This window comes from Enterocloster sp. (assembly GCF_057861365.1).
On the sequence record NZ_DBMACH010000003.1, the window covers coordinates 79253 to 104910 of the forward strand.

Annotated in this window: 25 protein-coding genes; 6 read left to right on the plus strand and 19 right to left on the minus strand. The window is 50.1% G+C overall.

The window, feature by feature from the left end; genetic code table 11:
• Positions 1-3: 3 nt before the first annotated feature.
• A complete protein-coding gene (locus ACZM6M_RS04425) occupies positions 4-993 on the minus strand; it encodes a pectinesterase family protein (RefSeq protein ID WP_418926675.1) in 990 nt (329 codons plus the stop codon).
• Between the two features lie 272 nt (positions 994-1265).
• Here ACZM6M_RS04425 and ACZM6M_RS04430 point away from each other — a divergent pair, with 272 nt between their 5' ends.
• The 4 genes from ACZM6M_RS04430 (at position 1266) to ACZM6M_RS04445 (ending at position 3643) form a co-directional block, all read left to right on the plus strand.
• Positions 1266-2675 carry an amidophosphoribosyltransferase gene (locus tag ACZM6M_RS04430; RefSeq protein WP_066547676.1) on the plus strand — a complete coding sequence of 470 codons (1410 nt, stop codon included), beginning with the start codon at positions 1266-1268 and terminating at the stop codon, positions 2673-2675.
• Positions 2676-2845: 170 nt separating this feature from the next.
• Entirely contained in the window at positions 2846-2995 is a 150-nt protein-coding gene (locus ACZM6M_RS04435) for a YkvA family protein (protein WP_331467881.1), read from the plus strand.
• Entirely contained in the window at positions 2964-3203 is a 240-nt protein-coding gene (locus ACZM6M_RS04440) for a YkvA family protein (RefSeq protein ID WP_317438959.1), read from the plus strand. Before ACZM6M_RS04435 ends, ACZM6M_RS04440 begins: the two co-directional genes overlap by 32 nt.
• Positions 3204-3322: 119 nt before the next feature.
• On the plus strand, positions 3323-3643 hold the full coding sequence (locus tag ACZM6M_RS04445; protein WP_489489795.1) for a TfoX/Sxy family protein: 321 nt from the start codon (positions 3323-3325) through the stop codon (positions 3641-3643).
• Positions 3644-4015: 372 nt separating this feature from the next.
• Here the strand turns inward: ACZM6M_RS04445 and ACZM6M_RS04450 are convergent, their stop codons facing one another.
• The 15 genes from ACZM6M_RS04450 to ACZM6M_RS04520 all read right to left on the minus strand — a co-directional run bounded on the left by ACZM6M_RS04450 (position 4016) and on the right by ACZM6M_RS04520 (position 19098).
• Entirely contained in the window at positions 4016-4672 is a 657-nt protein-coding gene (locus tag ACZM6M_RS04450; RefSeq protein WP_417045600.1) for a precorrin-8X methylmutase, read from the minus strand.
• Positions 4673-4707: 35 nt separating this feature from the next.
• Entirely contained in the window at positions 4708-6282 is a 1575-nt protein-coding gene (locus ACZM6M_RS04455) for a cobyric acid synthase (RefSeq protein WP_489489797.1), read from the minus strand.
• A 31-nt stretch (positions 6283-6313) separates the two neighbouring features.
• On the minus strand, positions 6314-7396 hold the full coding sequence (locus tag ACZM6M_RS04460) for a pyridoxal phosphate-dependent aminotransferase (RefSeq protein WP_418926765.1): 1083 nt from the start codon (positions 7394-7396) through the stop codon (positions 6314-6316).
• Positions 7397-7410: 14 nt separating this feature from the next.
• Complete coding sequence (cbiB, locus tag ACZM6M_RS04465) at positions 7411-8409, minus strand: adenosylcobinamide-phosphate synthase CbiB (protein WP_296037050.1); 999 nt, start codon at positions 8407-8409, stop codon at positions 7411-7413.
• Positions 8410-8437: 28 nt separating this feature from the next.
• Positions 8438-8902 carry a bifunctional adenosylcobinamide kinase/adenosylcobinamide-phosphate guanylyltransferase gene (locus ACZM6M_RS04470; RefSeq protein ID WP_066547671.1) on the minus strand — a complete coding sequence of 155 codons (465 nt, stop codon included), beginning with the start codon at positions 8900-8902 and terminating at the stop codon, positions 8438-8440.
• 4 nt (positions 8903-8906) lie between these two features.
• A complete protein-coding gene (locus tag ACZM6M_RS04475) occupies positions 8907-9713 on the minus strand; it encodes an adenosylcobinamide-GDP ribazoletransferase (RefSeq protein WP_417045595.1) in 807 nt (268 codons plus the stop codon).
• Complete coding sequence (locus ACZM6M_RS04480) at positions 9710-10249, minus strand: bifunctional adenosylcobinamide kinase/adenosylcobinamide-phosphate guanylyltransferase (protein WP_296037092.1); 540 nt, start codon at positions 10247-10249, stop codon at positions 9710-9712. Before ACZM6M_RS04480 ends, ACZM6M_RS04475 begins: the two co-directional genes overlap by 4 nt.
• The gene (cobT, locus tag ACZM6M_RS04485) at positions 10246-11319 is read right to left on the minus strand and encodes a nicotinate-nucleotide--dimethylbenzimidazole phosphoribosyltransferase (RefSeq protein ID WP_337433869.1); all 1074 of its coding nucleotides are present in this window, start codon (positions 11317-11319) and stop codon (positions 10246-10248) included. Before cobT ends, ACZM6M_RS04480 begins: the two co-directional genes overlap by 4 nt.
• 20 nt (positions 11320-11339) lie before the next feature.
• On the minus strand, positions 11340-12734 hold the full coding sequence (locus tag ACZM6M_RS04490) for a cobyrinic acid a,c-diamide synthase CobB (protein ID WP_417045594.1): 1395 nt from the start codon (positions 12732-12734) through the stop codon (positions 11340-11342).
• Complete coding sequence (gene cbiE / locus ACZM6M_RS04495; protein WP_407408101.1) at positions 12719-14035, minus strand: precorrin-6y C5,15-methyltransferase (decarboxylating) subunit CbiE; 1317 nt, start codon at positions 14033-14035, stop codon at positions 12719-12721. The genes ACZM6M_RS04490 and cbiE overlap by 16 nt, the downstream gene beginning before the upstream one ends.
• Positions 14032-14853 (minus strand): precorrin-6A reductase, encoded by an 822-nt coding sequence (gene cobK / locus ACZM6M_RS04500; RefSeq protein ID WP_337433821.1) that lies wholly within the window; start codon positions 14851-14853, stop codon positions 14032-14034. Before cobK ends, cbiE begins: the two co-directional genes overlap by 4 nt.
• Positions 14854-14857: 4 nt before the next feature.
• Positions 14858-16438, minus strand: a complete 1581-nt coding sequence (cobM, locus tag ACZM6M_RS04505) for a precorrin-4 C(11)-methyltransferase (RefSeq protein ID WP_337433822.1) — start codon at positions 16436-16438, stop codon at positions 14858-14860.
• A 22-nt stretch (positions 16439-16460) separates the two neighbouring features.
• Positions 16461-17645 (minus strand): cobalt-precorrin-5B (C(1))-methyltransferase CbiD, encoded by a 1185-nt coding sequence (gene cbiD, locus ACZM6M_RS04510; protein WP_296037105.1) that lies wholly within the window; start codon positions 17643-17645, stop codon positions 16461-16463.
• A gap of 79 nt (positions 17646-17724) precedes the next feature.
• Positions 17725-18801, minus strand: a complete 1077-nt coding sequence (locus ACZM6M_RS04515) for a cobalt-precorrin 5A hydrolase (RefSeq protein WP_066547654.1) — start codon at positions 18799-18801, stop codon at positions 17725-17727.
• A gap of 78 nt (positions 18802-18879) precedes the next feature.
• Entirely contained in the window at positions 18880-19098 is a 219-nt protein-coding gene (locus tag ACZM6M_RS04520) for an alpha/beta-type small acid-soluble spore protein (protein ID WP_066547651.1), read from the minus strand.
• Between the two features lie 223 nt (positions 19099-19321).
• On the opposite strand from ACZM6M_RS04520, the gene ACZM6M_RS04525 reads away from it, so the two are divergent.
• Positions 19322-20062, plus strand: coding sequence for a LytR/AlgR family response regulator transcription factor (locus tag ACZM6M_RS04525; protein WP_296037110.1), 741 nt, complete (start codon positions 19322-19324; stop codon positions 20060-20062).
• Entirely contained in the window at positions 20059-21420 is a 1362-nt protein-coding gene (locus ACZM6M_RS04530; protein WP_417301008.1) for a sensor histidine kinase, read from the plus strand. Before ACZM6M_RS04525 ends, ACZM6M_RS04530 begins: the two co-directional genes overlap by 4 nt.
• Positions 21421-21527: 107 nt before the next feature.
• On the opposite strand, the gene ACZM6M_RS04535 is transcribed toward ACZM6M_RS04530, so the two are convergent.
• From ACZM6M_RS04535 to ACZM6M_RS04545, 3 genes are read right to left on the minus strand one after another with little or no spacing between them, the layout of a single operon-like run.
• Positions 21528-23546, minus strand: a complete 2019-nt coding sequence (locus ACZM6M_RS04535) for a bifunctional 4-hydroxy-3-methylbut-2-enyl diphosphate reductase/30S ribosomal protein S1 (protein WP_066547632.1) — start codon at positions 23544-23546, stop codon at positions 21528-21530.
• On the minus strand, positions 23543-24256 hold the full coding sequence (gene cmk, locus ACZM6M_RS04540; protein ID WP_066547630.1) for a (d)CMP kinase: 714 nt from the start codon (positions 24254-24256) through the stop codon (positions 23543-23545). Before cmk ends, ACZM6M_RS04535 begins: the two co-directional genes overlap by 4 nt.
• Before the next feature lie 15 nt (positions 24257-24271).
• The gene (locus tag ACZM6M_RS04545) at positions 24272-25570 is read right to left on the minus strand and encodes a BaiN/RdsA family NAD(P)/FAD-dependent oxidoreductase (protein ID WP_489489801.1); all 1299 of its coding nucleotides are present in this window, start codon (positions 25568-25570) and stop codon (positions 24272-24274) included.
• Positions 25571-25658: the final 88 nt, after the last annotated feature.

A 25658-nucleotide genomic window follows, 5' to 3' on the forward strand; every position in this document is an offset into this window, starting at 1 on the left:
GTCTTACCGCCCGCTCATCCAGCCGTCATTTCCTCCAAGGACGCGCTCCCGGCTGTAAGGTTCCAGCTCATCTTCAGAAAGAATCCTTACCCATTCCGGACGCTCCTCAGGCACAGCTCCAGGGCCCGTGCTTCCTGCCTCGGCGAAATACAGGGTGTCATGCGCCTCCCGTTTGCCCCAGTCATGCCATCCTTCTCTGCGGATATGCTCCTCCATGCGGCAGTGCAGCAGCACGGTTTTTGCAAAATTTCTCCATGGACGGCCCAGATAAACGCTCCTTGGAGGACAGTTGCCTGTAAAATGGCAGCCCTCAAATACATAGCCATATTCCTGTCCCTCAGGAGTAGATGCCGCGGTCACATATCCGTTGATCTCCCGGCCGATATCCTGGGAATACAGCTCACAGTTTTCAAAATATGCCGTGGCGCTTCCAAAAATAAAATCAATATCTCCCCTGATAAAGCAGTCCTTGTAATAATGACGGCCATTGATCCTGGGGGCATACTGCTTGGGGCCGATAAAACCGTTTGGTTCGATTTCCTTTGGCGGAAGGGGACCTGTAAAAATGGTGTCCTGGCTGGCCAGCATCCGGCAGCGGTCAAACAGGATCCTGTCTCCATCCACATAAAGGGCCAGAGCCTGTCCCACTAATGCCCCCAGTCCGGCGCTGTTTTCAAAGGTCAGATTTCTGGCCGTAAAATCATGCGTGTCAATTAAGACAGAATAGCTGCGGAAGGTACCTCTGCGGCTTCCATCTTCCATCTCCATCTTGGCTCCCAGATTATAGGTGACCACTGTTTCATTCATATCCTCGCCCTCAAACGTTACAAAGGGCCGGCGGATAGTCAGGCGTTCCTTATATACACCTTTTTTTATGTAGATAAGCGCCGGCTCCCCTTCTTCTCCCAGAGCTGCCAATGCCTCTGTAACAGTGGAATAATCTCCGGTTCCGTCTTTGGCTACCACAAGGGTAAAGGGCTTTTTTTCTGTCATATCTTCTCTCTCCTGTCTGATAAAATTGTCCTATTTTTATCCTTTGTATTTGGAATTATTATACAATGAATTGTCATTTTTTGCAATTCCGGCCGTTTTTGATTTTCTCTTCCCCTGTTTCTTTTTCCCTTTCTTATATGTTTGATAAGTATAAATAATAAATATACCCTATTGTTATTTTATTTTAATATATGTTATGATATCAGAGTCAAACAAGAACACATCATGTTATGATACATACATGGATTCTTTACAGAAAGGAAGTAATCTCTATGGGCGGTTTTTTTGGAGTTGTTTCAAAACAGAGCTGTACGCTGGATCTGTTTTTTGGCGTAGATTATCATTCACATCTTGGAACCAGACGAGGGGGCATGGCTGTATATGAAAAAGGAAGGGGCTTTGCCAGATCCATTCACAATATTGAAAATTCCCCCTTCCGCACAAAGTTCGACAGCGATCTGGATGAGCTTACAGGCACGATGGGGATCGGATGTATCTCTGACAGCGATCCCCAGCCCCTGTTGATCCAGTCCCATCTGGGCAGTTATGCCATTACCACAGTAGGAAAGATCAACAATGAAGAGGAACTGATCCGATCCGCTTATGAAAACGGTCACATCCATTTTATGGAAATGAGCGGCGGGCGCATCAATGCTACGGAGCTGGTGGCTGCTTTGATCAATCAGAGACCTACCATCACAGAGGGGCTTCTCTATGCTCAGGAGCAGATCAAGGGCTCCATGAGTATTCTCCTTCTTACAGAAGACGGCCTTTACGCATCCAGAGACCGCCTTGGACGTACCCCCATTGTGATCGGTCGAAAAGAAGGCGCCTTCTGTGCATCCTTTGAAAGCTTTGCCTACATCAACTTAGGCTATACTGATTACCGGGAGCTGGGTCCGGGAGAGATCGTAAAAATCCATGCAGACGGCGTAGAAACCTTAAGCGCTCCTAGAGAAGAAATGAAGATCTGCTCCTTCCTCTGGGTTTACTACGGTTATCCCACCTCTACCTATGAAGGTGTGAATGTAGAAAAAATGCGCTATGAATGCGGAAAACGTTTAGCCCGCCGGGATGAAGCCCAGCCGGACATTGTGGCAGGTGTGCCTGATTCCGGTATCGCTCACGCCATTGGCTATGCCAATGAATCCGGCGTTCCCTTTGCCCGTCCCTTTATCAAATATACACCTACCTGGCCCAGATCCTTTATGCCTCAGAATCAGAGCCAGCGAAACCTGATTGCCAGAATGAAGCTGATCCCCGTAGATGCTCTGATCCGAGGAAACAAGCTTCTGCTGATTGACGATTCCATTGTCCGGGGTACACAATTAGGAGAAACCACAGAATTTCTCTACCAGAGCGGAGCAAAAGAGGTACATATCCGTCCTGCCTGCCCGCCGCTGCTCTTTGGCTGCCCGTATTTGAACTTTTCCCGTTCTACCTCTGAACTGGATCTGATCACCCGACGGATCATCCGCGACCGTGAGGGAGACAATGTATCTCAGGAGATCCTTGACAGCTATGCAGACCCTGACAGCCAAAATTATGCGGAAATGATCGAAGAAATCCGCAAACGGCTGAATTTTACCACACTCCGCTACCACCGTCTGGATGATCTGGTGGAATCTGTGGGAATCTCTCCCTGTAAGCTCTGTACCTATTGCTGGAACGGGAAGCATTGATTTTACCGCCGTATCGCAATATGATTTAAAATGATTTAAAACGCTCCCGTACACAGATCATGATATACGGGAGCGCTTTTATTTTTATATCTGTATGGATTTTGCTTTAAAACTGTGATAAAATCGGCCTGAATATACCAAATTCACAGAGCACAGCAGGAGGAAAGAGAATGGATCTTAAAAAACGGGCAGAGAAATTAAAAACAGATATTCCTGCTATATTTTTGGCGCTGAAAGACAAAGATACGCCGCTTCCCGCAAAGGTATTTGCCGGCCTTACCATAGCCTATGCTCTTTCCCCTGTGGATTTTCATACCTGATTTTATCCCGGTTCTGGGATATCTGGACGATGTGATACTGTTTCCTGCACTGGTATCATTGACGGTCAAATTCATTCCTGAGGATGTTCTAAAAAAAAATAGGAGAAATGCTGAGGGAATCTGGAGCGGCTGGAACGCCTGGAAATGGTATTATATGATTCCAGTTGTGGCAGTGTGGGGGATTATAATTGGGGTATTGGTGTTGTAAAATGAAGTGTAGCGATACTCCTTTTTCTCTTTTAGGATTATTGATTGGTTGCGTAGGATTTTTCTTTGTTTTTAGAAGTGCAAAGGAAAAATAGGACAATTAGAATTTGAGGTGGAAATATGGCATCAAGCAAGGAATACTTAGAGTTTATTTTAGGGCAGCTATCTGAGTTAGAAGAAATTACTTATCGAGCTATGATGGGAGAATTTATTATTTATTATCGTGGCAAGATTGTAGGCGGTATCTATGATGATAGATTACTTGTTAAACCAGTAAAATCAGCAATTAGTTATATGCCGACAGCTCCGTATGAATTACCCTATGAGGGAGCAAAAGAGATGTTGTTGGTAGATGAAGTTGATAATAAGGAATTTTTGACAGGCTTGTTTCATGCAATGTATGATGAACTGCCAGCCCAAAAACCGAAAAAGAAGAAATAAACAACTTCCAGTTTATCAGTGAATTAAGCGAAACAGTAACCTGCACCGATTACAAAGACAAGATTTGAAAATTGATATGTCATATGCAGAAAAGCACTGAAAAAAAGATCCCACATGGCTGCATTCCGGATTCGGACCGGACCCTTCCGGGCTACGAACCCGGCGTCCCCAGGACCCTTGTCCATGTGGCGATCTGTTTCTATCTTAACATAATCGATACCTATTTACAATCGCTTCTCTCAGACCATTTTTTTCATATCTGCCACCAGGGCAAACTGTGTTCTGCAGCGATCCAGATTGTGATTTTCACGGTGAATCTTCCTGCTCCTCCCAATCTCTTTCCGGATCCAATTTCCGTTTTTTATCCCCTCCTCACACCTGATACAGCAGCGCATTGCACAGCGCAGCCGCCACGTTGCTCCCGCCTTTTCTTCCCCTGGCTACAATATAAGGCGTACGGGGAAGCGTCAAAATCAGTTCCTTTGAGGGAACCACATTTACAAATCCCACTGGAGCGCCGATGATAAGGGCGGGAGAAATCCTCCCCTCCTGCACCAGCTCATAGAGACGCACCAGGGCCGTAGGGGCATTTCCAATGGCGAAGATACAGGGACGGGAAGCATTTCCATAAAGCTCTGCCGCCTTTTCCATGCTGGCAACAGCCCTGGTGGAACCGGATGCGGCTGCCCGGGCTGCTACGGACTCATCTGCCATAAAGCACACTGCTTCTCCTCCAAGGTTTGCCAGCTTTTTCTTATTGATTCCCGACCAGGCCATATTTGTGTCCGTAATGATCACAGCCCCCTCCCGCAGTGCGTTCAGCCCTGCTTCCACGGCTCCTTCGGAAAATACCAGATTGTCCGCATAGTCAAAATCTGCCGTAGTATGGATCGCCCTGCGGATCAAAAGATCCTGCACCGGATCCAGGACCTTTCCCATGGCAGCCAGCTCATCCTGAATGATCTCAAAGCTTCTGTTCTCAATCTCAGCCGGAAGTACCTGCTCCAGCTGGATATGTCCTGTATGCATCTGATATTCTGTATTTCTTTTATCTTCCAAAAACCTCACTCCTTCCGGCCCTCAAGTCCTAAAACCTTATAAATCAATTCCATATTTAAAGCCTTTCTCAGTTCCCCGGCCAGCTTGTCATACTGGCGGTTTCGGTAGGCGTCATACTCTTCTTTCAGATTTGTTTCCAGCTTAATGCCCTTTTTCTCAGCCAGAGCATTTACCAGCGTATCCGCCACACCCGGAGCATCAAATATGCCATGGACATAAGCTCCGTAACAGTTTCCTCTATTCCAGCCATCCGGCTGCACCTGCTTTGTATCCCCTTTAAAAAGATAGCACATGGGACGGCAGATTTCCGGCTCTTTCCTGTCCGGAACCAGCCTTGCGGTTCCGGCAGGCCCCTCCGGACATGCAATTTCCGTCCGCCCCATATGAATCTCATAACCAAATATGCATTTGCCGGACAAGGGCGCAAACACACCGTCCAGCTCTGCCAGCGAGCCCTCTGAGCGGGTACGGATTTTTTCTTTTTCAAAAACCGTCCGCAGAGGAAGAAGGCCCATAGTTTCAATCCGGCGGCATTCCCCGGATTCGGCTCCTTCCTCATCGATCACCTCTTCCCCCATCATCTGGTATCCTCCGCAGATTCCCCATACAGGCACATCCCGTCCGGCCAGTTTAAGAATGGCTCCTTCCAGACCATTCTGGCGCATCCACAAAAGATCGCTTATGGTATTTTTCGTTCCGGGAAGGATCACCAGATCCGGTGTGCCAAGCTCGGACACCTTCGTCACATACCGCACCGTCACGCCGGGAATCCTCACAAATACATCCAGATCTGTAAAATTGGAAATTTTAGGGAATCGGATGACCGCCAGATCCACCAGTCCCTTTTCCCTTTGACCAAGCTTTTCGCTCAGGCTGTCCTCATCCTCAATATCTACATCCATATAGGGAACTACTCCCACTACCGGGATACCGCAAAGCTCCTCCAACTGCCGAATCCCCGGCTCTAAAATAGAGGAGTCTCCCCTGAATTTATTCACGATCAGGCCGCAGATCCGTTTTCTTTCACTTTCTTCCAAAAGAGCCACGGTTCCGTAAAGCTGCGCAAATACGCCGCCCCGGTCAATATCTCCTGCCAAAAGCACCGGAGCATCCACCATGGCAGCCAGACCCATATTTACAATATCATCCTTTTTTAAATTGATCTCTGCCGGACTTCCTGCTCCCTCTATGACAATGATATCATAATCCCCGCACAGACGGTTATAAGCCGCCAAAATCTCCGGAATCAGCTCTTTTTTATAGGCAAAGTAATCCTTCGCCCGCATATTCCCTCTGGAAATACCGTTTACGATCACCTGAGAGCCTATGTCTGTGGTGGGTTTTAAAAGGATGGGGTTCATATCTGCCCGCGGCTCTGTCCCAGCCGCCTCTGCCTGAACCGCCTGAGCCCGCCCCATTTCCAGACCGTCTGCGGTGATATAGGAGTTAAGAGCCATATTTTGGGATTTAAAGGGAGCGACCCGGTAGCCGTCCTGGGCAAAAATCCGGCAGAGGCCGGCAGCCAAAAGGCTTTTTCCCGCATTGGACATGGTTCCCTGTATCATGATGCATTTTGCCATTATTCTTCTCCTTATAGCGTTTTGAGGGAAATCATCTTCCCACAGCCTCTGTAAGATATCGGAGGAAACAGTCATTTTCTTCCGCTGTCTTTACGCAGATCCGGTAATAAGAGCCGTCTAATCCGGGATAATTGCCGCAGTTTCTGATCAGCACGCCCTGGCGCAGCAGTCTGTCATAAAGGGAATCCCCTTCCTTCCAGACAGGATCTCTGAAAAAAATATAATTGGCCTGGGAGGGATAAACCTGAAAGCCAAGCTCTACAAGCTTCCCCTTCATCCGTTCCCGCTCCGGCCCAATGAGCCTTTTTGTAGCTTCCAGATAATCCCTTTCTTTAAGTGCTGCAATACCGGCCCTCTGAGCCGGTCCGGAAACAGACCAGGGCTGACGGACTGTTTCCAGGCGGATGTTTAATTCCTGATCTGCACAGAGGCTGTAGCCCAGCCGCAGCCCGGCCATGGCATAAATTTTGGTAAATGCCTTTAAGACAATCACATGATCCAGATCCTTTAATTTAGGGATTACTGAATATGCCTCAGGCTCATCCAGAAAATCACAGAAGCATTCATCCACAGCCAGCCAGGTTCCTGTCTCTTTGCACACCACTCCGATTTCTTCCACTATTTCTTTTTTTACAGGAAGCCCCGTAGGGTTATTGGGATTGCATAAAAACAGGATATCGTATGGCTGTTTCTCTGCCCTGGCGCGAAACAGCGCTTCCTTCAACCTGAATGGGTCCAGCGAAAAGTCCTCATCTTCCCTCAGCATAAATGAGTCTGTTTCACACCCCCACAGATGAAGGGCCTGGCTGTATTCCAGAAAAGAGGGCGCTAAAAGCAGCGCGTGCCTGGGCCTTAAGGCTGCCACCAGTGCAAAAATCAGATCGGCCGCCCCGTTTCCGCAGCTAATCCACTCCTTTGGAACATGATGTATTTCTGATAAAGCCATTTTTAAGCTTCGGCAGGCGCTGTCCGGATAAATGCAGCATACATTTTCCTCCACGCAGCAAAGCAGCTCTCTCTTTACCCCTTCCGGAAGACCCAGAGGGTTAATGTTTGCAGAATAATCCATTTTTATGGGGCGGCTGTAGATATCGCCCCCATGAGTATAAGGAATTTCCATAAGCTCTCCTAGAGTAACAAAAGTAATATCACAAGGCCTGCCATCAAAAGTCCCTGAGCTCCAAACATAAGGCTGCAGACTCCTTTGATGTCGTCTGGACGGATAGGCCGGTCATCATCGCCGATATAAGGCTTTTTATAAAGAGTTCCAAAGTACCAGGCGTCCCCGGCCAGACGCAGATGAAGAGCTCCGGCACAGGCCGCCTCTCCCTGGGCGGAATTGGGGCTGGCATGGTTAAAACGGTCCCGTTTAAAGATTCTCCAGGCATTTTTCCCATCCATTCCCGGAAGAAGCCAGGCGGCGGCGGTAAGGAGCATCCCGGAAAGGCGGGCTGGAAGCCAGTTTACAGCGTCATCCATCTTTGCCGCCGCCCTTCCGAACAAAAGGTACGTTTCATTTTTATATCCCACCATGGAATCCATGGTATTGACTGCTTTATAGAAAAATCCTCCTGCCGGGCCAAATACCGCCATAAAGAAAAAAGGCGCAATCACTCCGTCCGAAGTATTTTCTGCCACCGTCTCCACCGCCGCTCTGGCGATTCCGTCCCGGTCAAGAACCGCTGTATCCCTTCCTACGATCATGGATACGGCTTTTCTGGCTTTTTCTATATCCCCTTCTTTCAGAGCCGAACAGACCTTCATGCTCTCAGTCTGTAAGCTTCGGGCCGCCAGAAGCTGTCCGCAAAAAAAGCTTTCCAGAACAAACAGGCAGATATAGATCCAGTGTCTCTGAATGCCAAAGGACAGAAGACCTCTGTATATCCCCAAAAAGCCCAGTACAGGAATCAGAGTCCAGAACAGGCACATGAAGCCAGCAAGCACCCCTCCTGCAAGCAAAAGATGCTCAGGAAACAAGCGCCGAAGCCTCGCTTCAAGCGCGCTTATCATATTTCCCATAAACCGGACCGGGTGAAACAGCCAGTAGGGATCTCCCATCAGCCAGTCTAAAATACAGCCTGCAATGAGAGCCATGCTGTGAAATTTCCATAGGTGGAACAAACTCATTTCTTAACATTCCTCTTTCTGTTCATCGTTATTTCAGCCTCTGTCCCAGGCCGCAGGCCACGCGCCATACCTGCTCAGACCGGGCAGCCAAAAGACAGCAGATCCGCCCGGTTTCCTCCCTGTATTCCCTTTCAAAGGGATCTAAGGGTACAATGCCAAGGCCGATCTCATCTGTTACCAGAACACGGCCGGGACAGGCTTTAAAAAGACGTTCCGTCAACGCCTCCCGATCCGGCAGCCGGCAGCCGTTTCGTTTTTCCATAGTGCCGTACACCCAGTCGGGTGCATTTAAAGAAGGCTCTCCCAACAGCAGCCTGCGGATAAAAAGATGGAATTCGCAGACATAGGGGCTGTCCAAACACTCATCAAAACTGGTCTGCCCCCCTCGGATCCAGAGTCCTGAGATTTCTGATGGTTCTCCTTCCCCAGAAGCTATGTTTTTCTCCCAAAAGGCCCGTTTTCCCTGAGCCCGTCCTCCTGTAATCAGGATCATTTTCTCATCCTCCCACATTATTTGAAACCCAGCCGGCGAGAACCAGTGCTGCGATCAGACAGACCAGCTCTCCTGCCTGAAGGTAAAACCCGGCCAGATCTCCCGTAATCCCTCCAAACTGCTTTTTGCTCCACCGGTAAAACCAGACAAACAGGATCAAAAGCAGTACAAAAAATACGGCTGCTGCCAAAAGCCAGCTTAAACCTCCCAAAAGCCAGGACACTGCACCTGTGGCTAACGGCCACAGCATCATTCCCATACGGTCTGTTTTCTTCTCTGCAGCCTGTGCAAAAGAGGCTGCCAGGCCGTCTTTTTTGGCAGAAGGAAAGGAAAGCACCGACAGGCCGCTGAGGGCCCGCTCCATGGTCATAAAAAGCACAGGGAGCAGCCGTGCGCTTCCCTCTGCCCTTGCTGCAAATTCACAGGAGGCTCCGGCATAAAGGAGCATATATGCAAACGTATAGATAACCGCAAAAGCCCCCAGATGGGGGTCCTTTAAAATTTCCAGCTTTTTTTCCCGATCCCCATAGGAGCACACTCCGTCCATGGTATCCAGAAAGCCGTCCATATGAATCCCTCCCGTGATAAGCACAGGAAGAGCCGCCGCCCACAGGCCGGTCATAGCAGGAGACAAACGAAAGACCTCCTCTGCCAGCCACAGCCACAGCGCCAGAAACAGGCCCTGGATCAGACCCACCAGAGGAAAAAAGCATAATGCATGCTTCATCCGCTCCTTCGTCCATTGGATCTGGGGCATAGGAATCCTGGAATACATGGAAATTGCTATGATACAGGAATACAGAAGCTTCATTTTCCCTTCTCTCCTTTCAGGACAACCGGAATCCCATAAACCACCTCAACTACTTCACTGGCCCTTTCAGCCAGCAGGCAGTTAAGCCGCCCCATAAGGCGGATATACTCCATGGTTTCCGGCGTATAGTCCTCCCCATCTGCTCCCACCTCATTTGTGATAACCGCCAGAAAATCAGCCTGGGAATCCAGATAAAGAATATCGTCAAAGAGCCCTTCTGCCAGTTCCTCTGTATCCGGCTGTATGCCCTCCTTTTCAAACATGGCGTTGGCAGCCAGATTGGACACGCACTCTAAAATGACAGCCTTTTTTCCTTCTCCTTTTAAGCTTAGTCCGGACAGGCCTCTGGGCCTTTCAAGGGTCACAAAGCCTTTTCCGGCTCTGAGAGCCCTGTGGCGTTCTACCTTCCTGCGCCCCTCTTCCCCGTAAACCTCCATGCAGGCCACATAGAAGCGAAGGGGCATCTGCTCCTCCATCACCCTATATTCCCCATATTCGGATTTTCCGCTGCCGCTGCCCCCTGTGATCAGGATCATTCTTCCTCTTCCTTTCCGAAACGGCGGTACTGCTCCACATGGATTTCCTCAAATGACTCCATCTGTCCGTACACAGCCGCAGCCATGTCAAGAAGGGGAAACAGCGCCGCGGCTCCCGTTCCCTCTCCCAGACACATTTCTCCGTGGATCGCAGCCTTTAAGCCCAGCGCCTCTAAGGCCATAGCTCCCGCAGGCTCTGCGGATACGTGAGAAGCCAGCAGATAATCCCTTACCGTCGGAGAAAGCTTCACAGCCGCCAGAGCAGCCGCAGCCGTAATCAATCCGTCCAGCACCACCGGGATCCGATAACAGGCACAGCCGATATAAAAACCGGCCAGAGCAGCCAGATCAAGGCCGCCAACCTTGGAAAGCACGTCGATAGCGTCCTCCGGATCCGGATGGCAAAGCATGATTCCCTCACGAATGACACGGATTTTCCGGTTCAGCGCCTCATCCGAAAGTCCTGCCCCCCGGCCAGTCACCTCTTCCGGCTCCTTTCCCAAAAGGACAGAAAGGACAGCGCTGGACGTAGTTGTATTTCCAATTCCCATTTCACCGCAGCCTGCCAGCCGGCAGCCCTTTTCTTTTAGAATCCCTGCCGCTTCCATCCCTGTTTCCATGGCTTTTACCGTTTCCTCCCGCGTCATGGCAGGCTCTTTCAGGAAATTCCGGGTTCCATAGCGTATTTTCCGGTTTAAAATCCCCGTCCCTTCCATATCTGAGGCAATTCCCACATCCACAGGAAGTACCTTTGCCCCTGCTTTCGCAGCCATCAAACAGACGCAGGAGGCCCCTCTTGCCATATTTGCCGCTACTACGGCTGTTACCTCCTGTCCGGTCTGGGTAACGCCTTCCTCCACAATGCCGTTGTCTGCGCACATGACGGCAATCCACTTCTGATCCAGACAGACCGCCTCGCTGTTCTGAGCCCCGGCAATGCGTACCAGATCCTCTTCCAGGATCCCCAAGCTGTTTAAGGGCTTTGCCACCTGGTCCCAGCGAAGCCGGGCCGCCTTCTTTGTCTCACTGCTTACCGGACGTATCTGCTGCAGCGCTTTTTTTAGCGTCATTTTTCCTTCTGTATTTTGTATCATTCTTCTGCCTCATCTCTTTTCCGTTTGTATCTTACACAGGCTTTGGCAAAACGGACGGCAAAAGCCGGGCAGGAGGGGTAAAATAAATGAGGAAAACCGGCCATCACCTGATTCTTTATGCGTATACAGGGCCAGCTTCTGTTTCCTACCGGCTTTTTTGCTCTCATTACCCATTCTTCTTCCAAAACCTCGCAATCCCAGTAATGAAATTCATGACCCCTGATCTGTTCTCCCGGCTTTAAATACAGTCTGTCTTTTTCCGCTTCCACTCCAATGTAGCCAAAACGGCTATTTTTCCCCTTTTTATATCCTTTTCCCTTCAAAACGCCTGTCATGGGCCAGATCCGTCCATCTTCCGCCTCCAGCTCCTCCAAAAGATAGAGATATCCTCCGCACTCTCCCAGAACAGGAAGGCCCCCTTCTGCCGCCTTTTTCACAGATTCCCGCATGGATTCATTCAGCGAAAGCGCCTCGCAGTAAAGCTCCGGATACCCGCCTCCTAAGATCAGGCCGTCCAGCTGTTCGGGAAGGCTCCTGTCATGAATGGGGCTAAAGTATACCAGTTCTCCTCCCAGACGCTCTAAAAGCCGCAGATTATCCTGATAATAAAAGCAGAATGCCTCGTCCATGGCAATTCCCAGACGGAAGCTGAAAGCCGCTGTACAGGAAGCTTCTGTGTTTTCTTCCTCTAAAGCATCCCTTTCTTCTTTTTCTGCTCCCAGTTCTTCCAGAAATTCCCAGTCTATCGTTTCCTCCAGACATTTTCCAAGGCGGTTCATCTGCTCTCTTAATCCGGCAATTTCCTCTGGCAGCACCAGTCCCAGATGACGGCTTCCCACCTTGAGAAAATCCAGCTCCGGCACAAAACCGGCTGCCCGGATGCCGGTTTCCCGTTCCACCAGCTCCCGGATCCTTGGATAGAGCATAGGGGACATTCTGTTAAAGATCACAGCCTTTATCTGGCTTCCCATGGGTCGTTCAAACTCCAGAAAGCCCTTTATGACTGCAGCCAGCGATACGCTGGCTCCTCTGGCATCAACCACCAGCACTGCCGGAAGATCCAGTATGTGAGCCACCTCCCAGGAGCTGGCTCTTGTGGTGCTTCCTCCAAGGCCGTCAAAATATCCCATGACCCCTTCCACCACCGGCAGATGGCCTTTGGACAGACGGCTGTATTTATCCCGAAGTTCCTCCGGCGCCTCAAAGTAGCTGTCCAGGTTCATTCCTTCCAGCTCCAGCACCTGTTTGTGAAACAGTCCGTCAATATAATCCGGTCCGCATTTGCAGGCCAGGGGATTTAAGCCCTTTCTTTTAAAAAGCTCCAAAAGCCCGCAAGTAATCATGGTTTTCCCACTGCCGCTGGAGGCTGCTGTTATCATAAATCCTGCCACTGAAGCTCCTCCCCATCCTCTGCCGGATGCTGCATCACCGCAATATACACAGGATTCTGAGCTTTTGGCATATGGTAGCTTCCCACCTGCTCCACTGCAGATGCCTGAATCTGAAGAATCTCTCCTTCTTTAAAGCCATACTTTTTCATACATCCCAAAATTTCCGTCACCGTTTCCAGAGAAATTGCGTTTGCCACGATCCGCACCTTTGGATTCATCTGCAAAAGCACCTCTATCATCTCCTTCATGCGTCCCCCGCTCCCGCCGATAAACGCATGGGTAGGCGTCTCCAATCCCCGAAGGGCCTCAGGAGCTTCCCCAGCTACGATATGAAACCCGGACCAGTCACCGTGAAATTTTCTCCTGTTAGCGTCAATCAGCTCCAGTGCACCCGGCTCCCGCTCAATGGCATATACCCGGCCTTCTCCGCACTGCCTCCGGATGGCCAGTCCCATTTCTACAGAAACAGAACCCGTTCCAGCACCGATATCAAAACAGACCGCATCTGCGCCAATACGGAGCGTTTCTAATGACAGACGCCGTACGCTTTCCTTTGTCATGGGCGTCTTGCCCCGGATAAAATCAGAATCCCTGGGATGAAGTTCAGGATAGATCCGTACTTCCACTGCATGAGGATTTTCCACGATCGCACAGGCCAGGCTGCCAAAGGGATGTACTTCTTCCTCCATGAGGATTTCTGCCGGTTTCCGTTTCCAGAGGATCCGTTCCTCTCTATATGAGAGTTTTTCTCCTGCCCACAGATCCACATGACCCAGACCGCTGCTCACAAGGCTGCGGCAAAGCTCTGAAAGCCCCCCTTCTCCTCCCAGGAGGACAAAGCAGGTTTTATGGGTTCTCACCCAGGCCGGAATATCGCACTCCCGTCCATGGCTGCTTACCGGATATACATCCTGCCAGCTTCGGCCGATTCTGGCGCAGAAATAGGAAAGACTGGAAATTCCCGGAATATATTCCACATCCCAGCCTTCCCGTATAAAGGCCTTGGAAGCAGCCTCTGCCCCGCTGTAAAAGCCCGTGTCGCCGGAAAGCACCAGAGCGGCCTCCGTCCATGAAAAGGAACCAAGCCACTGAACCATCTCGCTGGGCTTATAGGCTGTAAGCACCGGCTTCCCCTGTATATACGGCTCTACGGAACCTAACATCCTGCCTGCTCCCATGACAGCCTCTGCTCCCTCCAGGCGGTCAATGGCCTGCCCGGTAAGCTGATCCTCACCGCCCATTCCAATGCCGATCAGATAGACCACAGGACGTTCCTGTCTGTATGTTTCATCCTCTCTCATGAGTTTTTCCACTCCTTTACTTCTCTTATAACCGCTTCCAGGCTTATCCCCTGATCGAAAGGGCGCCGGATCACCAAAACCTCTGCTCCCGCTTCCTGGGCGCCTTTTAATTTTTCTTCAAAGCCGCCCGTCTTTCCTCCATCCTTTGTAACCAGAAAACGGCAGTTATATTCTCTCAGATGGGCCTGGTTCATTTCCGCAGAAAACGGACCCTGCATGGCGATAATATGGCGGCCCTCATACCCCTGCATCCTGCAGCAGCGGATGGAATCCTCCAAAGGCAGGACGCGGACATAGACCCTTTTCCTGAAATCCGGAATCTGTGAAAAAGCCTCCAGATCCTTGCTCCCTGTGGTAAGAAGGATATTTCCCTCCTGCCCGGACAGCCAGGAGACTGCCTCTTTAACCGAAGCCATCTCACGAACAGGGGCGGCAGCTTCCGATTCCCCTTCTTCTCTGAGACACCGGAGAAGCTTCACATTCGGAACATGACTGCAGGCTTTGCGGATATTCGCTGTGGCCTGATCTGCATACGGATGAGTGGCATCAATGACAAGGGAAGCATTCTCTCTCCTGATCAGCGCTTCCATTTCTTCCTCATCCAGCCGGCCGGCCCTGATTTTCAGGCTGTCTTTTACCCCTGTTCCATCCCTGTTCCTTAATGAACACACCCGTTCCATTTCTTCCTTAAGAAGCTCTTTTCCATATTCCGTCGCAGCGCACACGACTCCCGAAATTCCTTCTTCTGCCAGTTTTCCTGCCAGAATCCTTCCCTCAGTAGTTCCTGCAAAGAGGATCAGTTTCCTGTTTTTACCCATCTCCTCATGCGTCCTTTCCAGAGAAATATTTTCGTTCATAGCCTCTGGGCGTTACCATGTGTCCGCCGATCTGTTTTGTGGAAGAATTGCCGATATAAACGGTGGTAAACATATCCGCCTCTGCCTCCATAAGCTCTTTTAAGGTCAGGATCTCCGTTTCTTCTCCTTCCCGTCCGATGCGCTTTGCCAGGCCGCAGATCGTCTGAGGAGAACGGTATTTTAAAATCCGCTCACAGGCCTGGCGCAGATAATCCGGCCGCCCCTTGCTGCGGGGATTATAAAGGCAGATCACAAAATCTGCGGCGGCTGCCTTCTCAACCCGCTCCCAGATGGTTTCAATAGGGGTCAGCCGGTCGCTTAAGCTGATGACGGCAAAGTCATGCATCAGAGGCGCTCCCAGGGCAGCTGCACCGGAGCAGGCAGCCGTCACTCCCGGCACTACACAGATTTCCACCTGAGGCGTTTCCTCTGCCAGCTCAAGCAAAAGACCTGCCATGCCGTATACACCGCCGTCTCCGCTGCAGATCATCGCTGTATCCTTTCCCTCAAGGCAGCAGGCGATTGCCATGCGGCAGCGCTCCTCTTCTCTTGTCATGGGAGTGGTCAGATACTCCTTTTGGGGAAATTCATCCCGCACCAGGTCTGCATATACAGTATATCCGGCAATCACCTGGCATCGCTCCAGAGCCTGCCTGGCCTCTCCTGTCATCCCTTTTGCAGAGCCGGGGCCGATCCCCACCACATATAAGCGGCCTGTTCTGCCTTCCTTTTGCCTTAAATCCCCTGTTTTTTCATCTTCCGCCTTCCCGCAGGCCTCTCCCATCTCCGGGTTCTGCGCCTTCCGGTACTCTGTTTCAAAGCACGGATCATACAGCTTAGACCGCTCATAGTCCTTCTGTCCGACTGCCTCTCCTACGATGATCAGCGCTGTCTTTGTAATACCTTCAGCTTCTGCCGCCTCTGCCAGATTCTTCACCTCACAGCGCACGATCTTTTCCTCCGGCCAGGTAGCCTTATACACAATGGCAGCAGGCGTATCTGCCGGATATCCTCCCTTTATCAGCTCTGCAGACAGTTCCCTTAGCATCCCTGCGCTTAAAAACAGAACCATAGATGTCTGGTGGACCGCAAAGGAAGCAATGCTTTCCCGATCCGGCACCGGCGTTCTTCCCGCCATCCGGGTGATGATCACGCTCTGAGAAATCCCCGGAAGCGTATATTCCATCCCCAAAGAGGATGCTGCTCCGCAGAAGGAACTAACGCCGGGGCAGATTTCATAGGGGATTTTCTCCTTATCCATGGCGTCCATCTGCTCTCTGATCGCCCCATAGATGCAGGGATCCCCTGTATGAAGGCGCAGGATCTCCTTTTTTTCCTTCCAGGCCCTTTTTATCACCGCCATCACCTCTTCTAAGGTCATGCGGGCGCTGTCGTAAACTTCAGCTCCTTCTTTTGCCAGCTCCAGCAGTTCCTTATTTACAAGGGAACCTGCATAAATGATCACATCCGCTTCCTTTAAAAGTCTAGCTCCTCTCACGGTGATCAGGTCTGTGGCCCCTGGGCCTGCTCCAACAATATGTACCATACTGCATCCTTTCATTCAAATATTATTCTGTCTCAAATTCCTTTAAAAGCGCCTCTGCCCCCGATGTCATTCCCAGTATTCCCCGTTCGTTGGTAAATATGATGCACTCTGCCTGAAGGCGTTCTCCGGCTCTCTTTTTCAGATGAAATTCCACTCGTTCCATCACCCTGGACATCACCGCTTCCAAAAGTCCCGGCGTTTCGTCCAAAACAAAAAGGGCCTGTTCCACCGTCACTGCCTCCAGGATCCGGCAGATCCGCTCGGAAGACGCGCCCAATGCTCCCCCCCAGGCTCCAAGCACTTCCATACGTCCGTCTGCCGCGGAGGAATGGGTATTCATCACCCCGGCTGCAAGCTTAATGAGTTTTCCTCCATGTCCCACCAAAAGAACCTGGCGCAGCTTTTCCTGAACCGCCAGATCCAGGGTATCTCCGATAAAATTGCTGCACTTGACCGCCTGATCCAGCTCAATCCCCAGGTGATCTCTTAAAAATGCAGTCCCGTAATTGCCCGGCGTAAGAATCAGGCGTTCACAGCCTGCCAGCCGTTTCTGCCGCAGCTCCAGCCCTATGGTTTCAAGGAGGGCCCTCTCACTCATGGGTTCTACCATCCCGCTGGTGCCCAAAATGGAAATACCTCCCAAAATCCCCAGTCTGGGATTAAAGGTTTTCTCTGCCTGCTCTTTTCCGCCTGGAACCGAGACAGAAAGCTTAATACACCCCTGAAAACCGGATTCCCGGCAGGCTCTTTCTGCCTGATGAAAAATCATGGATCTGGGAACCGAATTGATAGCAGGCTTTCCCACCGGACAGTTAAGTCCCGGCTTTGTAACAACGCCTACGCCTTCTCCTGCCATAAGCTCAATCCGAACGCCTTCCCGCTCAAACACATATCCATTCTCCGGCTCTCCCTCTGCGCTTCCTGTTCCATATTCTGCACGGGAGTACACAAGCATTCCGTTCGTCACATCCGGATCATCCCCTCCATCCTTGCGCACCGCACAGGAAACCCAGTTTTCCCCCATCTGAATATCCTCAATCTCCAGCTCCAGACGGACCCCTTTTGGCGTTGTAAGGCTTACCAGTTCCGTTTCCTTCCTCCCGAGCAGCATGAGAACAGCGGCTAGAGAAGCCGCCGCCGCACAGGTCCCTGTGGTATAGCCCCACCTTAATTTTTTCTGGTTTCTGTATGTAAAAATCTGTTCCATCGTTCACCCGTTTTTTTCATTCTGCCAAAAAGTATACCATATGGCATTTCATTGCACAACGAAAAAATACGGCCTAGCACTACCGTTCTCCAAATCCCTTTTCACACAAAATCACATCTAAAGCCTTACACGCGGCTGCCACGGCCGTTCCCTCTCCCGTCCTTTTTTTCAAAATCAGCCTTCCGCCACCAGCGCAGGCCGCACGTTCGCATACATTTCCGATCCCTACCGTCTCTCTCACAAATTCTGATTCTTTAAAATCTCCCTGCACCAGAGCCAGTTCCTCTGCGGTATAAAAGCAAAGCTCCAGTCCCCGCTCCTTTGCCAGCTGTAAAATCGCCGGCTCCTCCTTTTTCCGGTCAACGGAAGCCAGCCTCTTTACCGCCTCAGGTGCAATTTTCGCCTCCTTCAGGCATGCATCTACCCGTTCTTTCAGAACCGGAAAAGGAATCCCCTTTCGGCAGCCAACGCCTAACGTCACTGCCCGCGGTACCAGACGCAGCACCTTGATCCCCTGAGGCATTTCCTTTGGCAGCCGGTCTTTTATGGTAATCCAGATGGTATACTCCTGCCAGTAAGGCGCACAGCCCTCCGGTACTCCATCTGTGGGGAAATCGCTTATAAACCCAACGGTTTTCCCCTCCAGGATCCGGGCAGAAATTTCTCTTGCCATCTTCCGGTCCGTCAAAACCAGCCCGTTTCCTGCCGCAAAGAGATCCACTGCAAAGAGTCCGTTTCGGTCCGTAGCCGTAGTGATCACCGGCACTGCGCCAAGAAATGCTGCCAGCTCACAGGCCAGCTCATTGGCTCCTCCCACATGACCGGATAACAGAGGGATCACAAATCGGGCCGTTTCATCGATCACAATTACCGGAGGATCCGCAAACTTGTCCCGGATCCACGGAGCCGCCGCCCGTACGGCAATCCCCGCAGCGCCTATAAAGATCATAGCATTTTTCTCCGAAAACTGCCGGCCGCTCCACTGGGTCAGGTTTTCCTTTCCCCGGCTCTTCATCCCATCTGCCTTCCAGTCCTGCTCTAAAAACCGCTCCGGCACACAGGCCTCACAGTTCACTCCCTGTGCTTTAAAATATGTATACAGGCGCCTACCGATCAAAGCGCCCTTCTTTGTAAAACAGATAACTGCAAGCTTCATCCTCTATCTCCTGTCCTTTCTCCGGCCGCCGCCTTCGCCTAGATCTCATCCTAAGTATAGCGGATGAAGCCCCTTCTTTCAACTATCCTTTTCCTTGCCTGCAGCTTCCTTCATCTGGCGTCTGCGCTTTGTCATCATTCCTCCGATGCGTCCGCTTTCCTTGGATGTCAGGCTCCGCCAGCCTTGTTCCAACACCTTCGCATCCAGTCCCAGCTCCTGTGCAATTTCAAATTTCAGCTGCTCCTGCGGGCTCATATGCTCCGGGTCAAAGTTTTTTTTATGCGTGCTTTTCTCCATGCTGCCAAACTCCTTTCCTTCCCTTTATCTATAGACAAAAGGGATTCATTAAGGAAAAGTCTATCCATATTTTTACAATATATTCCGATTTTTCTTGCTTTTTGAACTTTTGTATATTATACTGAAAGTGAAGAAAATATATCGTTTCATAATGAAAAGCGAAAATTTTTTTCACCGCAATTCAGAAAGCGGCCGGCCATAGCAGCCGGAAGAAGGGGTTACTTTGAATATTGCAATCGTTGATGACTGCGCTCAGGACAGCTGTCATTTATCGCAGCTCCTTGGCGCTTACTGCTCTGCCTGTTCTCTGGCCTTACAGGTATCGACTTTCACTCGTGCGGCGGATTTTCTCAGATCATGGAAATCCGGCGTTTTTGATTTAATCTTCATTGATATCTTTCTGGACAAAGATTCCGACACAGCATCCGGCATCCGTCTGGCAGAACACATCCGCCGTGAAGATACCGGTTGTACCATTATCTTTACCACAGTAAGCCCGGACTTTGCATTAAAAAGCTATTCTTTAAAGGCACTGGACTATCTGGTAAAGCCCATTTCCACAGCGGATTTTTCTCAGACCATGGATTATTACCTTTCCATGAAGGCGAAGCGCTCTTCCCATTATATTGAGGTAAAGGAAAGCCGGGTCATGGTAAAAATTCCCATTGATACAATTTTATACACCGATTACTTTAATCACTACATACAGATCCATCTGGCTGACCGGATCGTAAAGACCTATATGCGGTTTGAGGACTTTTCGAAACTTTTGCTGTGTTACCCACAGTTTATCAGCTGCTATCGCAACTGTATCATTAACCTGGACAAGGTGGTTCGTCTGGAAAAAACCTCTTTTGTCCTTACGTCCGGTGAACATCTGCCTATTACCAGAAGCCTCAGGCTCCAGATTCATCAGCAATATGCGGATTATCAATTCCGGAAGATAAATGGAGGTATTGAATGAACCTTTTAAATCTTCAGCTTTCCGCACTGCTGGTGTTGGATCCTCTCTCAGTGATCCTTCCATTTTTATGGATCTTTCGTTTAGAATGGCGTTATGATGCCCACAGAATCGCAGGTATCCTTTTCGGATATCTGTTTATCATCTGTGGGCTGTTTCTTTTTTTCCTGCGCCTGCTTCCCGGCTTTTCCAGACACGGCCTGATCTGGTCTCTGCTTCTTATGGCATTTTCACTGTCTTTATGCCTCCTTCTTACAAAGGTAAAAATACAGGCAGCTGCCTATACGCTCTTCCTCTTTAAAAATGTTTCCGACTCCGCTTCCCTGCTGTCCCGCTTTCTCACCGTTTTAATCACCTCTCACAATCCCTCTATCCCGCATACCGCCTGTGTCCGTTCTCTGGAACTGCTTCTGATTCCCGCCGCAGTCCTCATCATCACAGCCGTCATTGGAACACAGCTGAGACAGGCTGTTTATTATACCCGTTTTCTTCCGGTATGGAGAAGAATGCTTTTGATCCCCGCCTTTTTCTTTCTCATGTACTATATGGATATGGGGCTTATCTATATGCCGGAGCTTCGCCCTGATGATTATAACTACAATGTTCTCCTCATTACCCTTTTCTGGCTGATCTGTGTATATACCGTGCACATCACTACCCTGCAGATCCTCTTTCTCCTCACTCAGAGCTTTGCTCTGAAGGAGGAATACCGAACCATGAAGGTAGTGTCCGATGCTCTGACCTCCCAAACGGCCAATCTTCAGATCAACTTAGAGCAGCTGTTAAAGGCACGGCATGATTTCCGCCACCATCTGGCGATCCTGAAAGGGCTGCTGAGACAGAAGGAGTACACGGCTGCATCCGATTATCTGGAAAGCTACCTGGGCAGCCAGGAAAGCTGCGATACATATACCTACTGCTCCAACGCTCCGGTCAATGCACTGTTAAATTATTATCTCCAGACAGCCAGAGAACACTCGGTCAATGTAACTGCCAATGTGTGCCTTCCTGCTGCTCTCCCTATGCCGGACATGGACTTTTGCACCATCTTGGGAAACCTGCTCTCCAATGCCCTGGAGGCCTGTCTGAGACAGGAGGGAGGAATACCGGCTATCTCAGTCACTATAAACTCTGTCGGCCAGTCCATGATCACCCTGTCCATCCGCAACTCCTATTCCCATGAAATAAAAGAACAGGACGGCCAGTTTATCTCCTCCAAGCGGGACGGGATCGGCATTGGCACCTCTTCGGTGCGCTACCTCACAGAGCGGTATCACGGCTTTCTCAATTTCAGCCATGGAAACGGCATTTTTGAGGCTTCTGTTTTTTTAAATCCATCCATGGACCGCGCAGCACCTTAAAATACATCGAAAATTTTCTGCTGTGCATACGCCGCTAGGCGCATCATACTACAACAAGGCCCCGCGGAAAATCCGCAGGGCCTTATTATTTCATGCCTTATTGGCTGTTAGTTGGAATAGGAATCGATGTCTACATCAGCAACATCCTCATTCTGAGGAGCTGCAAGGAGAGCCTTTACGCTTAAGCTGATCTTGTGATCGTCCTCGTTGAAATCAACGACCTTAGCCTCAATCTCCTGTCCGATCTTTAATACATCAGATGGCTTCTCGATATGCTCTCTGGAAATCTGGGAAACATGAAGCAGCGCGTCTACGCCTGGCTCTAACTCAACGAATGCGCCAAAATCAGTCATACGTGCTACGCGGCCTGTTACCACATTGCCTGCTGCATACTTCTCAGCAGCCTGTGCCCATGGATTTGCCTCCGGGAACTTTAAGCTTAATGCGATCTTCTCGCCCTGGATATCCTTGATCAGAACAGTTACCCGATCACCGGACTTGAATACCTTCTTAGGATTCTCTACACGGCCCCAGCTCATCTCAGAGATGTGAAGCAGGCCGTCAGCGCCGCCCAGATCGATAAATGCACCAAAGTCTGTTACGTTCTTTACAGTACCCTCAACCTTATCACCTGGCTGGATACGTGCAAATAACTCTTCCTTCAGCTTTGCCTTCTCAGCAACTAAAAGCTGCTTTCTGTCGCCGATGATACGTCTTCTCTTTGGATTAAACTCTGTGATCACGAACTGGATGTCCTGATCTGCGTACTTGGACAGATCCTTCTCATAAGTATCAGATACAAGGCTGGCTGGAATAAATACTCTTGCGCCCTCAACCTCAACGCTTAATCCGCCGTCTAATACCTGAGTAACCTTGGAAGTTAAAACCTCCTGATTTTCAAATGCCTCCTCCAGACGCTTGTTGCCTCTGTCGGCTGCCATACGCTTGAAAGATAAGGAAACCATGCCTACGCCGTCATTTAACTTGATAACCTTAGCTTCCATCTCTTCACCAATCTGTACTTTTGTAGTCAGATCCACACTGTTATCGTTGCTGTACTCGTCGCGGGTGATAACGCCCTCGGACTTGTTGCCCGCGATGCTCAGAATAATCTCATCTTTGCTCACTTCGATGACCTGACCGGTGACTATCTCTCCTGTACGTATTGGTTTGGTTGATTCTTCCTCTTCCTTTAATAACTCTGCAAAACTCTGCTCTGCCATTCTGGTATGAACCTCCTCAATAATCTTTTTTGGGGTGGATGCCCCAGCTGTAATACCTACGCTGCGCACAGAAGATACACTGTCAGGATCTAAATCGCCGAGTGTCTGAATGTAAAAGGTGTTCTTACATTCCTTGAGACAGATTTCGTAAAGCTTCTGGGTGTTGGAAGAATGCCTGCCGCCAATAACGATCATGGCGTCCACCCGAGAGGCGATCTTCGCTGCCTCCACTTGTCTTTCCTGTGTTGCATTGCAAATCGTATTTAAAACACTACTATCATAACCCTTTTTTAAAATTTTTTCAACTAAATCTTGAAATTTGTTGTAATTAAATGTCGTCTGAGACACTACGCACAGCTTTTTCCCCTCCGGAACCACATAATTTTGCGCTTCCGCCTCATTCTCAATCACTGTGGTGTATGTATTGCCCCAGCCTCTTATACCCTCCACCTCCGGATGAAAAGGACTTCCTATGATAACAACCGCATCCCCAGCCGCCGCATGCTCATCTACAATGCGGTGGATCTTCTTTACAAAGGGACAGGTGGCGTCTGCGATCCGGATCCCGCGCTCTTTTAAAATATCATAGATATGGCGGCTGACGCCGTGGGAACGGATAATAACTGTCCCCTTTCCCTCAGGAAGAGCTTTTAAATCCTCCTCTGTGTCCAGAACGGTTACGCCCTTTTCCTCTAAGTCCCGTACCACTTCTTCATTGTGGATAATGGGACCGTAGGTATAAATGGGGCCTTCTGCCTTTCCCTCTTTCACTGCCTTAATCTGTTCATATACCTGATTTACCGCCCGCTCTACACCAAAGCAAAACCCGGCCGTCTTTGCCACGGTGACCGTACGGCCCTCCGGAATTTCAAAAGAAGCAGCCCCTTTTACCTGCGCATTCATCTGTCCTCCCCCTTATTTCCAAGAGCACTGACAGCTGCGCTGCAGCCCTTCTCTGCCGCAATAACAAAGATAGCCCGTACCACCTCATCCAGAGTCATATCTGAGCTGTCAAGCAAAACCGCATCCTCTGCCTGCATAAGCGGAGAATGCTCTCTGTGCATATCCTGATAATCCCGGCTTTCGATATCCCGCTCAATCTCCCTTAAATCAGCGTCAATGCCCTTCTCTGTCAGCTCCTTATAACGTCTCTCGGCCCGTACCTTTACAGATGCAGTCAGATAAATCTTAGCCGGAGCATCGGGAAGCACACAGGTTCCGATATCCCTTCCGTCCATAACAACATTTTCCCGCTTTGCAAGCTCCTTTTGAAGCTCCACCAGCTTTTCTCTCACAGGAAGATAGCCAGAGGTGGCGGAAGCCGTCTTTCCCACCTCCTCGGCGCGGATCAGGCCGGAAACATTTTCCCCATTTAAAAGAACCTGCTGGACGCCGTCTTTATAGGCGATCGTTACATTTACATTTCTGCAGGCTGCGCTGACTGCCGCCTCATCCTGAGGATCGATGCCTTCTCTTAAAATATGCAGCGCTATGGTGCGGTACATGGCCCCGGTGTCAACGTATACAAAACCCAGGCGTTTTGCAGCCAGCTTTGCGATGGTACTTTTTCCTGCTCCCGCAGGTCCGTCAATTGCAATATTAAAGTGTTCCATTGTTTCCTCCTGTTATTATAGGGTTGTGTCCTTAGCCGCAGCCTTTCCCGCCTGCCAGCCCGTAGACCAGGCAATCTGCAGATTAAAACCTCCGGTTACTGCGTCAAGATCCAGAAGCTCTCCTGCAAAATACAGACCCTTTACCCGTTTTGACTCCATGGTGGAAGGATCCGTCTCCTTCACGCTGATGCCTCCCTGGGTAATAATAGCCTCCTTAAACGGACGAAGACCGGTGAGCGTAAAGGTAAGTCCCTTTGTAGCTTCCACCAGCCTGCGCCGTTCCTGTCTGGTGATCTCATTGACCTGCTTATCCGGGTCAATACCGCTGCGGCGGATGATCTCCGGAATCAGCTTTGCAGGATAAAGATGACTTAAGCTGTTTTTAAACTGCCTGTTTTTCGCTTCTGCAAAATCCCTCAGGATACGCTCATCCAGATGTTCTCCTGAAAGAGCCGGTTTTAAATCGATAACCAGCTTTAAGGCCCCCTTTGACACCGCCTTTGCACAGAAGGAGCTGGCGCTTAAGATCACGGGGCCGCTGACTCCGAAATGCGTAAACAGCATCTCGCCAAATTCCCGGTAAAGCTCCTTTTTCCCGTTATAGACAGCAATTTCAATATTTTTAAGAGAAAGCCCCTGAAGAGCCTTTACCTCCTCTTTCTCCGCCGCTTCAAAGGGAACCAGGGCCGGAAGAAGATCCGTCACTTTATGGCCCAGCATTTTAGCCCATGCATGTCCGTCCCCTGTGGATCCGGTAGACGGGTAGGAAACACCTCCCGTAGCCAGGATCACACGATCCGCCGGCACCTCTTTTTCCTTTCCGTCCGGCCCTTCCAGACAGATCCCGCAACAGACCTGCCGGACCGCTCCGGTATCCGTATCCTCTTCGCTTCGCACTGCCAGCCCCTTAATCTCCTGCCTTAAGTATACCTTTACACCTGCCTGGCGCATCATCCGCTCCAGAGCGGCAATCACATCGGAAGAATGATCGGAGCAGGGGAACACACGGTTTCCGCGCTCGATTTTAAGAGGCAGCCCCGCCTCCTCAAACAGCTCCATCACGTCCTCATTGGTAAAGCCGTAAAAGCTGCTGAACAAAAACTTGCGGTTTGTCACAACGGCTCCAAAAAGTTCTTCCATATCACAGGCATTTGTCACATTGCAACGTCCCTTTCCTGTAATAAACAGCTTCTTTCCCAGCTTTTCATTTTTTTCATACAGGCTGACTTTACAGCCCTCTCTTGCAGCGGCTACTGCGGCAATCATTCCTGCCGCACCTCCGCCTGCGATGATAATATGCTTTTCTTTATTCATGAATCCTCTCTTGTTCTCTGCCGCGGCATATATTCTGTGTTGAACGTAAGTATACCACATTTTTCCATCAAATAAAACGGCCCAGGCC

Bases quoted from the DNA above. Each gene is read 5' to 3' on its own strand.
- cbiE (WP_407408101.1), bottom strand. From the start codon at position 14,035: ATGAGAGAGGATGAAACATACAGACAGGAACGTCCTGTGGTCTATCTG.
- ACZM6M_RS04535 (WP_066547632.1), bottom strand. From the start codon at position 23,546: ATGAATGCGCAGGTAAAAGGGGCTGCTTCTTTTGAAATTCCGGAGGGC.
- ACZM6M_RS04435 (WP_331467881.1), top strand. From the start codon at position 2,846: ATGGATCTTAAAAAACGGGCAGAGAAATTAAAAACAGATATTCCTGCT.
- ACZM6M_RS04445 (WP_489489795.1), top strand. From the start codon at position 3,323: ATGGCATCAAGCAAGGAATACTTAGAGTTTATTTTAGGGCAGCTATCT.
- cobK (WP_337433821.1), bottom strand. From the start codon at position 14,853: ATGGGTAAAAACAGGAAACTGATCCTCTTTGCAGGAACTACTGAGGGA.
- ACZM6M_RS04450 (WP_417045600.1), bottom strand. From the start codon at position 4,672: ATGCATACAGGACATATCCAGCTGGAGCAGGTACTTCCGGCTGAGATT.
- ACZM6M_RS04520 (WP_066547651.1), bottom strand. From the start codon at position 19,098: ATGGAGAAAAGCACGCATAAAAAAAACTTTGACCCGGAGCATATGAGC.
- ACZM6M_RS04455 (WP_489489797.1), bottom strand. From the start codon at position 6,282: ATGGCAAAATGCATCATGATACAGGGAACCATGTCCAATGCGGGAAAA.
- ACZM6M_RS04545 (WP_489489801.1), bottom strand. From the start codon at position 25,570: ATGAATAAAGAAAAGCATATTATCATCGCAGGCGGAGGTGCGGCAGGA.
- ACZM6M_RS04530 (WP_417301008.1), top strand. From the start codon at position 20,059: ATGAACCTTTTAAATCTTCAGCTTTCCGCACTGCTGGTGTTGGATCCT.
- cobT (WP_337433869.1), bottom strand. From the start codon at position 11,319: ATGACGCTAAAAAAAGCGCTGCAGCAGATACGTCCGGTAAGCAGTGAG.
- ACZM6M_RS04440 (WP_317438959.1), top strand. From the start codon at position 2,964: ATGCTCTTTCCCCTGTGGATTTTCATACCTGATTTTATCCCGGTTCTG.
- ACZM6M_RS04425 (WP_418926675.1), bottom strand. From the start codon at position 993: ATGACAGAAAAAAAGCCCTTTACCCTTGTGGTAGCCAAAGACGGAACC.
- ACZM6M_RS04480 (WP_296037092.1), bottom strand. From the start codon at position 10,249: ATGATCCTGATCACAGGGGGCAGCGGCAGCGGAAAATCCGAATATGGG.
- cbiB (WP_296037050.1), bottom strand. From the start codon at position 8,409: ATGAGTTTGTTCCACCTATGGAAATTTCACAGCATGGCTCTCATTGCA.
- cmk (WP_066547630.1), bottom strand. From the start codon at position 24,256: ATGGAACACTTTAATATTGCAATTGACGGACCTGCGGGAGCAGGAAAA.
- cbiD (WP_296037105.1), bottom strand. From the start codon at position 17,645: ATGGAACAGATTTTTACATACAGAAACCAGAAAAAATTAAGGTGGGGC.
- cobM (WP_337433822.1), bottom strand. From the start codon at position 16,438: ATGGTACATATTGTTGGAGCAGGCCCAGGGGCCACAGACCTGATCACC.
- ACZM6M_RS04515 (WP_066547654.1), bottom strand. From the start codon at position 18,801: ATGAAGCTTGCAGTTATCTGTTTTACAAAGAAGGGCGCTTTGATCGGT.
- ACZM6M_RS04430 (WP_066547676.1), top strand. From the start codon at position 1,266: ATGGGCGGTTTTTTTGGAGTTGTTTCAAAACAGAGCTGTACGCTGGAT.
- ACZM6M_RS04470 (WP_066547671.1), bottom strand. From the start codon at position 8,902: ATGATCCTGATTACAGGAGGACGGGCTCAGGGAAAACGGGCCTTTTGG.
- ACZM6M_RS04475 (WP_417045595.1), bottom strand. From the start codon at position 9,713: ATGAAGCTTCTGTATTCCTGTATCATAGCAATTTCCATGTATTCCAGG.